The sequence below is a fragment of the Streptomyces sp. NPDC093984 genome, assembly GCF_044764595.1.
GTDB lineage: Bacteria > Actinomycetota > Actinomycetes > Streptomycetales > Streptomycetaceae > Streptomyces > Streptomyces cynarae.
In genome coordinates this window covers 166,445-181,193 of record NZ_JBIWIM010000008.1, presented here as the reverse complement: position 1 = coordinate 181,193, position 14,749 = coordinate 166,445, and the positions used below count along the sequence as shown (strand labels likewise).

11 protein-coding genes are annotated in these 14,749 nt (G+C 73.3%); 5 read left to right on the top strand and 6 right to left on the bottom strand.

The genetic code is table 11. The annotated features are described in order from the left end of the window. Positions 1–145 precede the first annotated feature (145 nt). Complete coding sequence (locus tag ACIRC0_RS27600; protein ID WP_403620824.1) at positions 146–2,755, top strand: helicase-associated domain-containing protein; 2,610 nt, start codon at positions 146–148, stop codon at positions 2,753–2,755. A 105-nt stretch (positions 2,756–2,860) separates the two neighbouring features. Then, positions 2,861–4,507, top strand: coding sequence for a DNA repair helicase XPB (locus ACIRC0_RS27595; RefSeq protein WP_403620821.1), 1,647 nt, complete (start codon positions 2,861–2,863; stop codon positions 4,505–4,507). Positions 4,508–4,520: 13 nt separating this feature from the next. Here the strand turns inward: ACIRC0_RS27595 and ACIRC0_RS27590 are convergent, their stop codons facing one another. Further along, complete coding sequence (locus tag ACIRC0_RS27590; protein ID WP_403620818.1) at positions 4,521–4,709, bottom strand: hypothetical protein; 189 nt, start codon at positions 4,707–4,709, stop codon at positions 4,521–4,523. Positions 4,710–5,160: 451 nt separating this feature from the next. On the opposite strand from ACIRC0_RS27590, the gene ACIRC0_RS27585 reads away from it, so the two are divergent. Continuing rightward, positions 5,161–7,125: a HelD family protein gene (locus ACIRC0_RS27585; protein ID WP_403621138.1), complete on the top strand. Its 1,965-nt coding sequence runs from the start codon at positions 5,161–5,163 to the stop codon at positions 7,123–7,125. 68 nt (positions 7,126–7,193) lie between these two features. Here the strand turns inward: ACIRC0_RS27585 and ACIRC0_RS27580 are convergent, their stop codons facing one another. The 3 genes from ACIRC0_RS27580 to ACIRC0_RS27570 form a co-directional block, all read right to left on the bottom strand. Beyond that, the gene (locus ACIRC0_RS27580) at positions 7,194–10,544 is read right to left on the bottom strand and encodes a choice-of-anchor D domain-containing protein (protein WP_403621135.1); all 3,351 of its coding nucleotides are present in this window, start codon (positions 10,542–10,544) and stop codon (positions 7,194–7,196) included. A 287-nt stretch (positions 10,545–10,831) separates the two neighbouring features. Further along, positions 10,832–11,521 (bottom strand): copper homeostasis protein CutC, encoded by a 690-nt coding sequence (locus ACIRC0_RS27575; RefSeq protein WP_403620815.1) that lies wholly within the window; start codon positions 11,519–11,521, stop codon positions 10,832–10,834. A gap of 121 nt (positions 11,522–11,642) precedes the next feature. Further along, positions 11,643–12,320 (bottom strand): maleylpyruvate isomerase family mycothiol-dependent enzyme, encoded by a 678-nt coding sequence (locus ACIRC0_RS27570; RefSeq protein WP_403620812.1) that lies wholly within the window; start codon positions 12,318–12,320, stop codon positions 11,643–11,645. A gap of 46 nt (positions 12,321–12,366) precedes the next feature. Between ACIRC0_RS27570 and ACIRC0_RS27565 the strand changes: the two genes are divergently transcribed. Together ACIRC0_RS27565 and ACIRC0_RS27560 are read left to right on the top strand one after the other, a co-directional pair. After that, entirely contained in the window at positions 12,367–13,014 is a 648-nt protein-coding gene (locus tag ACIRC0_RS27565) for a hypothetical protein (protein WP_403620809.1), read from the top strand. A 25-nt stretch (positions 13,015–13,039) separates the two neighbouring features. After that, positions 13,040–14,101, top strand: a complete 1,062-nt coding sequence (locus ACIRC0_RS27560; RefSeq protein ID WP_403620806.1) for a GNAT family N-acetyltransferase — start codon at positions 13,040–13,042, stop codon at positions 14,099–14,101. Here the strand turns inward: ACIRC0_RS27560 and ACIRC0_RS27555 are convergent. After that, positions 14,049–14,369: a DUF4031 domain-containing protein gene (locus tag ACIRC0_RS27555; RefSeq protein ID WP_403620803.1), complete on the bottom strand. Its 321-nt coding sequence runs from the start codon at positions 14,367–14,369 to the stop codon at positions 14,049–14,051. The two genes, ACIRC0_RS27560 and ACIRC0_RS27555, sit on opposite strands and share 53 nt — an antisense overlap. Beyond that, complete coding sequence (locus ACIRC0_RS27550) at positions 14,366–14,749, bottom strand: hypothetical protein (RefSeq protein ID WP_403620800.1); 384 nt, start codon at positions 14,747–14,749, stop codon at positions 14,366–14,368. The genes ACIRC0_RS27555 and ACIRC0_RS27550 overlap by 4 nt, the downstream gene beginning before the upstream one ends.

Here is a 14,749-nt window from a genome sequence, read left to right as displayed (position 1 = left end):
CTTCCGCCCGAAGGGTGGAGTGGCTGGGCAAGTACCCCGCTGCGGGCCGCACGTGGCTGATCGCGCAGTTCCCCGCGCCCCTTCAGGGGGCTCCGCCCCCGTCGGGGCAGGCGTGGGGAGCGTTACACCCGCTACCGTTGACCGGATGACGACCGAGGAGCGCTCACGCAAGGAAGCCGCCGGGACCGGTGCGCCCCGTTCGCTGGCCGAATTCCTGCGCGCCCAGGACGACGCCTCGCTGGCCGCCCTCCTCCGCGCCCGTCCGGACCTCATCACCCCGGTCCCCACCGACCTCACCCAGCTCGCCACCCGCGCCGCCACCCGCGCCAGTGTCGTCCGCGCGCTGGAGCGCCTCGACCGGTTCGCCCAGCAGACGGCGGAGGCACTCGCCGTGGCCGCGGACCCGGCGTCGTACGGCGAACTCCTCCAGCTGATGACCGGTGACGGCGGCGCCGAAGCCGACCCCGTGGTCGCCGAGGCCGTCCCCCACGCCCTCGCCACCCTGCGCGAGCAGGCTCTCGTGTGGGGCACCGACGACCGGCTCCACCTCGTCCGCACCGCGCGCGAGCTGCTCGCCCCCACCCCGCAGCACCCCTCCCCCACCGGCCTCGGCCCCACCGTCGCCGAGGCCACCGCCGGCATGTCCCCGGGGCGGATCCAGGAGATCCTCACCGCCGTCGGGCTGCCGACGACCCACGACGCCGTGTCCGCCGTCTCCTCGCTCACCGGCCTCTTCAGCGACCGCGCCCGCATGGCCGCGCTCCTCGCCACGGCTCCCGCCGAGTCCCTCGAGGTGCTCCACCGGCTGGTGTGGGGACCGCCGTACGGGCAGGTCACCCCGGACCCCGCCCCACGTCTGCGCTGGCTCCTCGACCGCGGTCTGCTGCTGCCCACGGCACCCGGCACCGTCGTACTCCCCCGCGAAGTCGCCCTGCATCTGCGGTCCGGGCGGGCGCACCGCCGTCCCGAGCCGCTGCCGCCCGCCGTGGAGCCCGCCGCCACGCACCGTCCACAGGTTGTGGACGCGACCGCGGCCGGTCAGGCGTACACGGCGCTCGCCACCGTCGAGGAGCTGCTGAAGGACTGGGACGAGGGCGGGCCGGCCGTGCTGCGGGCCGGCGGGCTCAGCGTGCGGGACCTGAAGCGGACGGCCGTCGCCCTCGACGTGCCGGAGCCCGTCGCCGCCTTCTGGGTGGAACTCGCCTACGCGGCGGGCCTGCTGGCCTCCGACGGCGAGGCCGACGAGCGGTACGCGGCCACCCCGGCCTACGACGAGTGGCTGGAACGCCCCGCCGCCGAGCGGTGGACCCGGCTCGCCACCGCCTGGCTGGCCGCCACCCGCACCCCCGGTCTGGTCGGCGGGCGCGACGCCAAGGACCGCGCCCTGTCCGCGCTCGGCCCCGGTCTCGACCGCTCGTCCGCGCCCGAGGTCCGCCATCGGGTCCTGACTCTGCTCGCCGGTCTGCCGGAAGGCGCCTCGGCCACCCCCGAGTCGATCCTGGCCCGGCTGCGCTGGGAGCGGCCCCCGCGCGGCACCCGGCCCGCGGCCGTCCAGCCCGCCGCCCCCCAGCCCCCGGCCGACGACCTGCGCACCCGCCTCGCCCAGTGGACCCTCTCCGAGGCGGAACTCCTCGGCGTCACCGGCCGCGGCGCCCTGTCCGCCCACGGCCGCGCCCTGATCGGGGAGCCCTCCGGTCACACTCCGGCCGTCGAGGCCACCGCGACCGGCCCCGGCGACAAGCTCCCCGTCCACCACCAGCAACACCGGCCCGCCGCGCCCCGCGCCCCGCTCACCCCCGCCGAGCAGGCCGCGGCCGCCTCGCGCGCGGCCCGCCTGCTCGCCCCGCTGCTGCCCGAACCGCTGGACCACGTCCTGCTGCAGGCGGACCTCACGGCGGTGGCCCCAGGCCCGTTGCAGCGCCCGCTGGCCGACGTGCTCGGCGTGCTCGCCGAGGTGGAGTCGAAGGGTGGCGCGACCGTCTACCGCTTCACGCCCGCCTCCGTCCGCCGCGCCCTGGACGCCGGCCGCACCGCGTCCGACCTGCACGCGTTCCTCGCCGCCCACTCCCGCACGCCGGTCCCGCAGCCGCTGGCCTATCTGATCGACGACGTCGCGCGGAAGCACGGTCACCTGCGCGTCGGCGCGGCCTCGGCGTATGTGCGCTGCGACGACGACGCCCTGCTCAACGAGATCCTCGCCGACAAGCGCTCGGCCGCCCTGCGCCTGCGCCGCCTCGCCCCGACCGTCCTGGCCGCGCAGACCGACCCGGCGACCCTCCTGGAGGGGCTGCGCGCCATGGGGCTCGCCCCGGCCGCCGAGTCCGCCGAGGGCGACGTCCTGATCGCCCGCGCCCACGCCCGTCGCACCCCGCCGCGCACCCCGCCCGAGCCGGTCCCGGACGGCCCGCCGACCCCGGACGCCACCCTCCTCACGGCCGCCCTGCGCGCCATCCGCGCCGGCGACCTGGCCTCCACGGCCCCCCGCAAACCCACCGGCTCCCCTGCCACAGAAGGCGACCTCCCGCGCACCACCTCCGCCGAGACCCTCGCCACCATGCAGGCCGCCGTGCTCACCGGCGAGTCCCTGTGGATCGGCTACGTCAACGCCGAGGGCACCGCCAGCCAGCGCGTCATCGCCCCCATCCGCGTGGAGGGCGGCTTCGTGACGGCGTACGACCACACGGCGGACGAGGTCCGCACCTATCCGCTGCACCGGGTCACGGGGGTCGCGGAACTCGCGGACGACCAGGAGTGACCGTCCGCGAGCCGGCCTTGATCGTCCTGCTATGAGGCACACTGGACGTTTGGCCGAGCAGAGTCGTGCAGAGCCGTGCAGAGCCGTGCAGAAAGGCAGCCGCGCGTGAATGGTCCGCTGATCGTCCAGTCCGACAAAACCCTGCTCCTCGAAGTCGAGCACGAGCAGGCCGACGACTGCCGTCGGGCCATCGCGCCGTTCGCCGAGCTGGAGCGGGCGCCCGAGCACATCCACACCTACCGCGTGACCCCGCTCGGGCTGTGGAACGCGCGCGCGGCGGGTCACGACGCCGAGCAGGTCGTGGACGCGCTCGTGCAGTACAGCCGGTATCCCGTGCCGCACGCGCTGCTCGTCGACATCGCCGACACCATGGACCGGTACGGGCGGCTGACCCTCACCAGGCACCCGGCCCACGGCCTGGTCCTGAGCACCACCGACCGGCCCGTCCTGGAGGAGGTGCTGCGCTCCAAGCGGATCGCTCCGCTGGTCGGGGCCCGGATCGACGAGGACACCGTCGCCGTGCACCCCTCCGAGCGCGGGCAGATCAAACAGGTGCTGCTGAAGCTGGGCTGGCCGGCCGAGGACCTCGCCGGGTACGTGGACGGCGAGGCGCACCCCATCGAGCTGCGCGAGGACGGCTGGGCGCTGCGGCCCTACCAGAAGCAGGCCGTGGAGAACTTCTGGCACGGCGGCAGCGGTGTCGTCGTCCTGCCCTGCGGCGCCGGGAAGACCCTGGTCGGCGCCGGGTCCATGGCGCAGGCCAAGGCGACCACGCTGATCCTCGTCACCAACACCGTCTCCGCACGCCAGTGGAAGCACGAACTGGTGAAGCGGACCTCGCTCACCGAGCAGGAGATCGGCGAGTACTCGGGGACCAGGAAGGAGATCCGGCCGGTCACCATCGCCACCTACCAGGTCCTCACCACCAAGCGGAAGGGCATCTACCCGCACCTGGAGCTGTTCGACTCCCGTGACTGGGGGCTCATCGTCTACGACGAGGTGCACCTGCTTCCGGCGCCCGTCTTCAAGTTCACGGCGGACCTGCAGGCGCGGCGGCGGCTCGGGCTGACGGCGACGCTGGTGCGGGAGGACGGCCGCGAGTCGGACGTGTTCTCCCTGATCGGGCCCAAGCGGTTCGACGCGCCGTGGAAGGAGATCGAGGCCCAGGGGTACATCGCGCCCGCCGACTGCGTGGAGGTGCGGGTGAACCTCACCGACTCCGAGCGGCTCGCCTACGCCACCGCCGAGACGGAGGAGAAGTACCGGTACTGCGCGACCACCGACACCAAGCGGAAGGTGACCGAGGCGCTGGTCAGACGCTTCGCCGGGCAGCAGATCCTCGTCATCGGGCAGTACATCGACCAGCTGGACGAGCTCGGTGAGCATCTGGGAGCGCCCGTCATCAAGGGCGAGACGTCCAACGCACAGCGCGAGAAGCTCTTCGAGGCCTTCCGCCAGGGCGAGATCAGCGTGCTCGTCGTCTCCAAGGTCGCGAACTTCTCCATCGACCTGCCGGAGGCGACGGTCGCCATCCAGGTGTCGGGGACGTTCGGGTCGCGGCAGGAGGAGGCTCAGCGGCTGGGGCGGGTGCTGCGCCCCAAGGCCGACGGCCACCAGGCCCACTTCTACTCGGTCGTCGCCCGGGACACGATCGACCAGGACTTCGCGGCCCACCGCCAGCGCTTCCTGGCGGAACAGGGGTACGCGTACCGGATCGTGGACGCGGACGAGATGCTGGCCGGGGAGAGCTGAGAGGGCCGGGTGACTAGGGGCGGCGGCGGATGCCCGCCTCCTCGCCGTACTCGCCGAAGAGGACCACGTCCACCGCGGCGCCCAGGAACACCTTGACGGCGCGCAGGGCGTCGGCGAGGCGGTGACGGTGGTGGTCGCCGTCGATGGCCGTCGCGCCGGGCGGCGGGCCGTGCCGGGAGGGGGTGAAGGTTGCAGCGCTCATGTCTCCATGGTGGCGCCGCACAACCCGAATGGCGTCGGACCAGGGACGTAACCTGCACGGCCCGCACCTCCCCCTTCAGTCGCCCCCGCGTAGTACCCGGGACGGACACCGGCCCCTAGGGCACCCGGGCCCCACCCCTGAGGCGGCGGCCGGCGCGGCGGAAAAACCGTTGGCCGCCGTATCCGCCCGTCACCTACAATCCCCTCTCTTGCCCGCCTCCCTTCACGGAGAGCCGTCGTCCGGACGGAAACCGGACGGCAGAACCGCCACCCGTCACCGCAGCAGCCGGCCGCCGGTACGCGCGCGCACGTGCCCGAGTACCGCCCGGCTCCTTGCCACGCCCCGGAGGCACCTTTCCGTGTCCACCCCGACCACTCCGCCCGGCACCGACACCGACCCCCTCTCCCGCGAGCGCGCCCACCTCGCCGCCTCCCGGGCCGCCCTGCGGGCCATGCGCGAGGACGTGGAGAACCTCGACATCCGCGACGTCACCGCGAACTGGGTCAACGCGGAGGTCCTCGCCCACCAGATCGCGGAACGCATCAAGGCCCTCGCCGACCTCAGCCACACCCCCCTCTTCTTCGGCCGCCTCGACTACCTCCACGCCCCCGGCGCCGACCAGGCGGAGGGGGCGGAGGGCGAGAGGTTCTACATCGGGCGCCGGCACGTGCACGACGCCGACGGCGACCCCATGGTCATCGACTGGCGCGCCCCCGTCTCCCAGCCGTTCTACCGGGCCTCCAAGAAGGACCCGATGGACATCGGGCTGCGCCGCCGCTTCGGCTACACCGGCGGGGACCTGACCGCGTACGAGGACGAACACCTCTCCGACCCCGCCGAGGCCGCCACCACCAGCAAGCTGCTCCAGCGGGAGATCGAGCGCCCGCGTGTCGGCCCGATGCGCGACATCGTGGCCACCATCCAGCCCGAGCAGGACGAGATCGTACGAGCCGGACTGTCCGGGACCGTGTGCGTCCAGGGTGGCCCCGGCACCGGCAAGACCGCCGTCGGCCTGCACCGCGTCGCCTACCTCCTCTACGCCCACCGCGAGCGCCTGGCCCGCACCGGGACCCTCGTCATCGGCCCCAACAAGTCCTTCCTGCACTACATCGAGCAGGTCCTGCCCGCCCTCGGCGAGCTGGAGGTCAAACAGGCGACGGTCGACGACCTGGTCGCGCACGTCGAGGTGCGCGGCACGGATACCGCGGCCGCCGCCGTGATCAAGGGCGACGCGCGCATGGCGGAGGTCCTGCGCCGAGCCGTCCGTTCGCACGTGACGATGCCCACCGAGCCGGTCGTGGTGGTGCGGGGCTCACGGCGGTGGCGGGTGCCGGCGTACGAACTGGAGGAGATCGTCCGCGAGTTGCTGGACCGGGACATCCGGTACGGCGCCGCCCGCGACGCCCTGCCGCAGCGGATCGCGCACGCCGTGCTCGTCCAGATGGAGCGCTCGGGGGAGGCGCCGGACGACCGGGTCCAGGACGCCGTGGCCCGCAACGCGGCAGTCAAGGCGGCGGTGAAGGCGATCTGGCCACCCGTCGACCCCGCCAAGCTGGTTCTGCGGCTGCTCACCGACGCCGACTTCCTCGCCGCACACGCGGACGGGGTCCTCGACGCGGACGAGCAGAAGGAGATCCTCTGGTCGAAGCCGGTCAGGTCGGTGAAGTCCGCCAAGTGGTCTCCCGCGGACGCCGTGCTGATCGACGAGGCCACCGACCTGGTGCAGCGCACGCACTCGCTCGGGCACGTGGTGCTGGACGAGGCGCAGGACCTCTCCCCGATGCAGTACCGGGCGGTCGGCCGGCGCTGCACGACCGGTTCGGCGACCGTGCTCGGCGACCTGGCGCAGGGCACCACGCCGTGGGCGACGCGGAGTTGGCAGGAGGCGCTGGCCCACCTCGGGAAGCCGGAGGCGGTGATCGAGGAGCTGACGGCGGGTTTCCGCGTGCCGACGGACGTGATCACGTACGCCTCCCGGCTGCTGCCGCACATCGCGCCGGGCCTGACGCCGGTCGCGTCGGTCCGCGAGAACCCCGGCTTCTTCGAGGTCCGTTCGGTCACGGACGCCACCGAAGTCGTCGCCGCCTGCGCGCAGTTGCTGCGCAACGAGGGCTCGACGGGTCTGATCGCCGCCGACGCCCGCGTCCCCGCTCTGGCCGAGGCACTGGCGGCGGCGGGCGTCCCGTATCTGGCCCCCGGTGAGGAGACCACCCAGGAGACCCGGCTGACCCTGGTCCCGGCCTCACTCGCCAAGGGTCTCGAGTACGACTACGTCGTACTCGACGAGCCCCAGGCCGTCGTCGACGGCGAGCCGGACGAACGCACCGGCCTGCGCCGCCTGTACGTGGCCCTCACCCGAGCGGTCTCGGGCCTGATCGTCACGCACGCGGCGCCGCTGCCGCCGCAACTCGGCTAGGTGGCGCCACCACCAGATCCCCGAGGGCAGGCGCGGCCCCTCACGCGGTGCCGCGCCTCCGGCCTCGGTCAGATGAGCGAGTTGTAGATGTTCCAGCCGTAACCGATCGAGGTACGGGCCAGGAACGGTGCCGACGCGTTGCCGGTGCCCCGGTACAGCCACAGGCCGCCCCCGCTGTCACGGGCGACGAGATCGGCCTTGCCGTCCCCGGTCAGGTCGGCGGTGCCGACGATGGAGCTGTAGATGTTCCAGCCGTAACCGATGGGGATGCGGGCCAGGAAGGGCGCCGACGCGTTGCCGGTGCCCCGGTACAGCCACAGGCCGCCCCCGCTGTCACGGGCGACGAGGTCCGCCTTGCCGTCCCCGGTCAGGTCACCGGTGCCGACGATCGAACCGTAGATGTTCCAGCCGTAACCGATCGAGGTACGGGCCAGGAAGAAGGGCGCCGACGCGTTGCCGGTGCCCCGGTACAGCCACAGGCCGCCCCCGCTGTCACGGGCGACGAGGTCCGCCTTGCCGTCCCCGGTCACGTCACGGGCGCCGACGATGGAGTTGTACATGTTCCAGCCGGTGCCGACCTGCTTCCGGGGCGCGAAGGGCGCCTTCGGGTTGCCGGTGCCCTGGTAGAACCACAGCGCGCCGTTGCTGTCACGGCCGACGGCGGTTCCGGTGCCGTCCGCCGTCTCACCGCTGACACTGGTGATGAGGTTGTAGGTGTTCCACCCGGTTCCGATGGCGGCCCGGGCAGCCAGTGCCCCCGAGGGCACACCGGTGCCGCGGTACTGCCACAGGGTGCCGGAGTAGTCCCGTGCCAGCACGGTGCCGAGCTGCGACGCCGGGGGCACACCGATGCCGGTGAGCGGCTCCAGCTGTGCCCCCTGCCCGGCGTCGCCGGTGACCTCGTACGTGGCCGACTGGCTGCCGCTCACGGTCGGGGCGAAGGTGACCGTCTGCCGGACACTCTGCTCGGGACCGATGACCAGGCCCTCCGGGAGCTGGTCGGCGCTGCTGAACACACCTGCCGGGGCCTTCGCCTTGGTGACGGTGACCGGGATGTTCCCCGTGTTGGTGATGGTGAAGGTCCGTGTGCTCGACGTGCCGCGGACCACCGCGCCGAACGAGAGGGTCGTCGGGTTGAACACCAGATGGCCCTGGCCGCTGATCGCGTCGCCCTCGACCGGGATGGTGAGCGCACCGCTGGTGCTGCTCAGTGCGATCGAGGAGGAGTTGTGGCCGGTGGCCGTGGGCGCGTACCCGACCTGCAGGACGATCGAGCTCTGGGGCGGGATCACCGTCGGGTTCGCCGGGTCGGCGCTCGGCAGGTCGGCGGCCGTGAACGGTCCGTCGGGCGAGGTGACGGAGGTGATGGTCTCCGGGTCGGTGCCCGTGTTCGTCAGCTGGACGTTCGCGGTGGCCGTGGTCCCCGTCGGCTGGTTGTCGAAGGACACCGTGCCCGGGAACGCGGCAAGACCGGGCTTGGTGCCGACGCCGTGCAGGCTCAGTGCGAAACTGCCGGCGTCGGTGGCCACGGTGAGCGTTCCGCTCGTGCCCAGGACCGCGGTGGGTTCGAAGGAGACGGGTATCGACAGCTGCCCGCCCGCCAGGATCGTCGGCGGCAGCGACGAGGTGTCCGCGGTGAACGGGCCGTCGACGGTGACGCCCTTGATACCGAGGGACTGGGACGGGTTCTGGTTCTCCGTCAGGACGACGTCGGTGCTCGCGGAGCCGCCCACCGGCACGAGCCCGAAGTCGACCGGGCCGCCCTTGAGCGGGCTGCCCACCGGGTTGCCGAAGGCGTAGACCTTGCCCTCTCGGGTGCCGACGAAGACCTGCCCGCCGTCGGTGGCCGGGGTGGCGAACTTCGGCGCGGTGCCGATCGGCGCGGACCAGACCAGCGGCAGGACGCCGTTCGCGTCGGGAACCGGCTCGTACGCGCGCAGCTGCGCGTTGACGCCGGTCGACCCGCCCGACCAGACCACCCACACCAGGGCGCTGCCCGAGCGTGTTCCGTCGGAGGTCACCACGGGCGATCCGCTGGTGTAAGGGAAGGAGTCCTGGCTGGACCCGGCGACGGACAGCGCGGGGTCGCCGGAGCCCGTCACGCCGCGGTGCAGCGCCACCAGTGAGCCACCGCTGCCGACGACGTAGACATAACCGCCGTCACCGCCCCACACCCCTGGGTGGCCCCACTGGCCCTTGAGCGGCCCGGTGATCCCCACCACGTCGTCGGTCCCGCCGGTGCCCTGCGACCTCCCGCCGAGGTCGTCGCGGTCCAGCAGGAAGACCCGGCCGTCCTTGCCCTGCTGCACCATCAGATGCGGGTGGGAGGCGGTGCCGAAGCTGTCCGGCAGGCCCACCGGCCCGCCGGAGGCCAGGTCCTTGTCCTGCTGGTCCAGGGTCGGCGCGTTGGACGGGCTGAAGAAGTCGGCGGCCTTCAGGCTCCGGTCGGCCTGCACCTGCAGCCGGACCACGGACTCCGCGAGAGTGCCGGGCGGGGCGCTGCCGGGGCCGGGCGCCGGGCTGACGCCGTTGCCGGTGGCGAGGAAGATGCGGCCGGGGCCGTCCGAGACGAGTCCCCCGCCGGACTGCCAGACGCCGGCCCCGCTGTTGCTGGCGCCGGTCTCCGTCGCCCACATCGAGGTCACCGAGGGGTTGGTGGTGCTGACGCCGACCACGTAGCCGCGATAGGGCTTGGCGTCGCAGTGTCCGCCGAACGCCGCGTACACCACCCCGTCGAGCAGCAGAAGGCCCGGACGCTGCATCTGGTACGCGGGCAGGAAGGACTGGGTGGGGTCGTTGGACGGGGTGCCCTGGATCGTCACGGGGAAGCCGGACTTCTCCGCCCCGGTGACCGGGTCGAGCGCGTGCATGTACCAGTGCGGGCTCAGGGCGGCCGGACCGTCGTCGACCTTGGTGGTCAGATAGAGGGCCCCACTGGCCGGGTCGTACACCGGCGTCGCGGTGCTGCCGATGGTCGGCACGAGGTCGCCGCAGTTGAGGGTGGACGCGGGCCACGCGGGCCCGAAGCTGCGCTGCCACAGCACGGCCCCTGTGGTGCGGTCGAGGCCGTAGGCCTTGTTGTTCTCGGTGACCGCCACCACCATGCCGCCGACGACGATCGGCTGGGCGTATATCTGCCCGTCGAGCTGCGCGGGAGCCTTCCAGAGCTGCCCGAAGGAAGAGGAGCGGACGTCGGACGGGCCGAGGTTCGGTTCACTCCGGTCCCAGCCGGTCCGGAGGGTGTCCACCGAGCCGGTCGTCTCGCTCGCCTGCGCCTGTGTGAAGCCCAGCCCGATCAGACCCGCGGTCACCGCGGCCGTCACGGCGAGCGCCAGGCCGCGCCGCCGGGTGTGTCTGCGTCTGTGTCTGCGTCTGTGTGCGTGTCCGGTGGCGCCCGCCACCACCTCGCCTTGTGACATCGCCAAGGAAACCCCCCTGAGTCCCCATCCACGAAGGCCCCCCAGGCCCTCCTCCCGCGCCACGGCGGCCTCCACGATCGCGTGGGAGGCCGCGGCGGACGGGTACAGTCCGCGCATCCAATCACAAACCGGCGTCCGTGCCTACGGTTGTGGATATTCCGTGCCTATGGTTGTGAACCTGATGCACGCAGTCCCGTCGCGTGCTCGCACACAGCCGGCCGCCCGGGAACCGCGACCCGGTGATCACTGGCCGGACACTCCGGGCGACCGTGTCGCAGCCGGTCAGGTCAGGCGTCGAGCGCGGTGCGCCACGACCGCACCGCCTCCGCCGACACCGGTGTCGTCCAGCCGCCCGGGCGGGCCGCCGCGCCGATGTGGAAGGCGTCGACGCCCGCCGCGCGCAGTCGCGGGACGTGGTCGAGGCGGAGGCCGCCGCCCGCCATGAGGCGCTGGGTGTAGCCGGGCTCGCCGCGCCGGGCGGCCTCGGCGACGAGGGTGGGCAGGCCGTCGTCCACGCCGTCCGGCGAGCCCGCCGTGAGGTAGGTGTCCAGGCCGGGCGCCTCGGCGAGCTGCTTGCGCAGGGCGTCGCGGTCGGCGGCGCGGTCGATCGCGCGGTGGAAGGTCCAGCGGCAGCCGTCCAGTTCCCCGGCCAGCCGCTCCACCGCGTCGAGGTCGGGCCCGCCGTCCTCGCCGAGGAACCCGAGCACGAACTCCTCGGCGCCGGCGGCACGCAGCTCCCGTGCGGCCCGTACGAGCGCCTCGACGTCACCGGCCGCGAACCCGTCCCCGAGGCGGAGCATCACGCGCAGGGAGATGTCGACGGCGGCGCGGATCCCGGCGAAGGCCGCAACGGGCGGGGTGAGCCCGTCGGAGGCCATGTCGGTGACCAGCTCGAGGCGGTCCGCGCCTCCGGCCTGGGCGGCGACCGCGTCCTCGACGTCGAGGGCGATCACCTCCAGGACTGCACGCGTGCTCATAGGACCCCTTCCGTCGGTGTTCCCGTGGAGCGGCTACAGGTCTAGTCCAATCCAAGGGTACGACGACGGGGTCCGAGGCCGCGACAGGGCACCGGCCGCCGCCTCGGACGTACGGCCGTCCTCAGCCGAAGAGGTTCAGCTCCCCTTCCTCCACGCCCGCCAGCTCGTAGCGCGCCCCGCCCAGCGGCCGGCCGGAGTAGAGCCGCACCAGCGTGGACGCCTCGCCGATGAACCGGGCGGGCGGGTGCTCGCCGTTCGCGTCGCCCAGGAGCAGGGGCTCGTCGAGGTCGTCGAGGTCCGCGTGGAGCGGGACGTGACCCTTCTCCCGGGACACGCGGGCCAGCAGGGTGAGCGCGTACGGCAGCCCGTCACCGGCGTACGCCCCCGGCTCACCGAACGCCTCCCGCACGTCCCCGCCGTGCACCCACTCCCCGAGCGCGACCATGTCGAGCCCCCCGCCCGCCTTCGCGATCGCGGCGCCCGCCTCGGTCATGCCGCGCTCCAGTTCGTCGACGACCTCGGCGTTGGTCCAGCCGGCGCGTTCGGCGATGTCGCGGTCGTTCGACTCGGGGCTGAACACGCCCTTCTCGAAACGGTGCTCCACCACCCGCGTCAGGGCGGCCGAACAGTGCGCGAGGACGTGCCGCACGGTCCAGCCCGGACACGCGGCGGTCGGCAGCGCGAAGTCCGCGTCCGGGCGGGAGCGCAGCAACGGGATCAGCGCGTCGCGCTCGGTCGTCAGCAGCAGTCCGGGCAGCTCGGGGTCTCGTACGTCGTCGTGCAGGTCTGCATTCGTCATGCGCCCCACGCTAGGTGCCCACCGGCGCACAGGGGAGAATGCCCCCATGACCGACCTCGACGCGTTGCGTGAGAGCTGGCGGCGCACCCTGCTCGCCGTGCGGGGCGGTGCGGAGCGGCCCGATCCCGCGCCCTACGCCGACAACCTGCTGCGCCGCTGGTCGGAGCCGCAGCGCCGGTACCACACGGTGGAGCATCTGGCGGCGGTCCTCGGCCGTGTCGACGTCCTCGAGGAGTACGCGGACGACCCGGACGCGGTGCGCCTCGCGGCCTGGTTCCACGACGCGGTGTACCTGCCGGAGCGGTCGGAGAACGAGGAGCGGTCGGCACGTCTGGCCGAGCGCGCGCTGCCGGAGGCCGGGGTGTCCGAGGAGAGGACCGCCGAGGTCGCCCGTCTGGTGCGCCTCACCGTCACCCACGACCCCGCCGACGACGACCGCGACGGCCAGGTCCTGTGCGACGCTGACCTCGCGATCCTCGCCTCGCCCCCCTCGGCGTACGCCGCCTACACCGCGGCCGTCCGCGAGGAGTACCACTTCGTGCCCAACGACGCGTTCCGCGAGGGCCGCGCGGCGGTTCTGCGCCAACTCCTCGACCTGCCAAGGCTGTTCCGCACCCCGTACGGGCGGGAGAAGTGGGAGGCGACGGCACGCCACAACATCACCTCGGAGCTGGAAATGCTGTCGCTGCGATGAGCGTCGCGCCCGTACGCTGCCTCGCATGCGAAGCATGGGCGGGGAACGGGTGACGGAAGCCGTCGCGGGGGCCGTGGAGCTGCTGCGGACGGCGGCGGACCGGGACTGGGAAGCGAGGGCTGGCCGGCTGGAGTGGAGCTGCCGACGGACGGCGGAGCACATGGCCGGGGCTCTGCTCAGGTATGCGGGTGGGCTCGCGGGGCGAGCCGAGACGCGGTTGCCCCTGACGTTCGGGCTGGCGGAGGACGCCGGCAACGACGCAGCGCTCGACCTCCTCCGGACGACCGGCGCCCTGCTCGTCGCCGCCATCCGCGCCACTCCTCGCGAGGTTCGCGCCTTCCACCCGTTCCCCTTCCACAGCGCGAACCGTGAGGGCTTCGCCGCGATGGGGGTCACCGAGGTCCTGCTGCACACCCACGACATCGCCGAGGGCCTGGGGCTGGCCTACGAGCCGCCCGCCGAGCTGTGCGCGTACGCGCTGACCCGGATCTTCCCGCAGGTCCGGCCCGGCCCCGACCACTGGCGGACCCTGCTGTGGGCCACCGGCCGCGGCGACCTGCCCGGCCGCGCCCCGGTCACCGAGTGGCACTGGTACAACAACCTCGTGATCCCCACCGAACGGCTCACCCTCGAGGGCGTCACCCCGGCGGCCGCAGGCGACCTGAGCGCGGGCGGCGACGGCGGGTTCAGCTGGATCGAGGGCGGCCCGTTCGAGGGCACACGGGAAGCCGCCGGGATGCTCGTGAAGGCCTACGAGGCCGGCGTGCACCGGCCGGAGTGGGGCGTCTTCGTGCTCGTACGGAGGGAGGACGGGCGCGCGGTCGGAAGCATGGGCTTCCACGGAGCCCCGGACGAGGAGGGACGCGCGGAGGTCGGCTACGACCTGGTGGAGGGCGCCCGCGGCCACGGCTACGCGACCGAGGCGCTGCGCTCCCTCGCCGCGTGGGCCCTGGCCAGGGACGACGTCGGCACGCTGTTCGCCACCATCGAGCGGGCGAACACCCCCTCGCAGGGCGTCATAACCCGGGCCGGGTTCACCCGAGTGAGTGAGGACGAGGAGACGTACGCGTACGCGCTGCACCGCTGAGCCCCTGCTCGCGGCCCTTGCGCCGGCGCAGTCCGGACGCGTGCAGCAGCCGCACCACCTCGCGGCTGGAGACCTCCACCGCACCGGCGGCCACCGCGTCGGCGTACCGGTGGGAGGGCAGGTCGTAGTGGTCGCGTTCGAAGGCGCGGCGGGGCACGTCCAGCTTCCCCGCGAACGCGTGGAGTTCGTCGTACGAGACGTCGCTGATCAGATGCGACCACAGGCGGCCGTGCCCCGGCCAGGCGGGAGGGTCGATGTAGACCGTCACGAGGACGTCATCCCGCCCGTCGCCCTGCCCAGCGAGCCCACCGCCGCGACCTTCACACCGGCTTTGGCACACACCCAGTGCGGATTGGGCCCGAGTTCCGGCTCGACGTCGAGGGCGTGCGGGTCGCCGGAGCCGCAGACCGGGCACAACGGCCAGCGGCCGTACCGCTCCAGGAGCGCGTCCTGGACGTCCTGCGCGACCAGGCCCGCCACGTAGTCGGCGCCGTCCGGCCACTGCTCGACCCACCATCGCCGCTGGACCACGGAGTCCTCGACGAGTGAGACCACGTCCGCCTGGGCGACCTCGCCCGCGACCAGGTCGGCGAGCACCAGGGCGCGCGCCGCGTGCAGGGCCTGCTCCAGGGGGCTGATGGGGTCCAT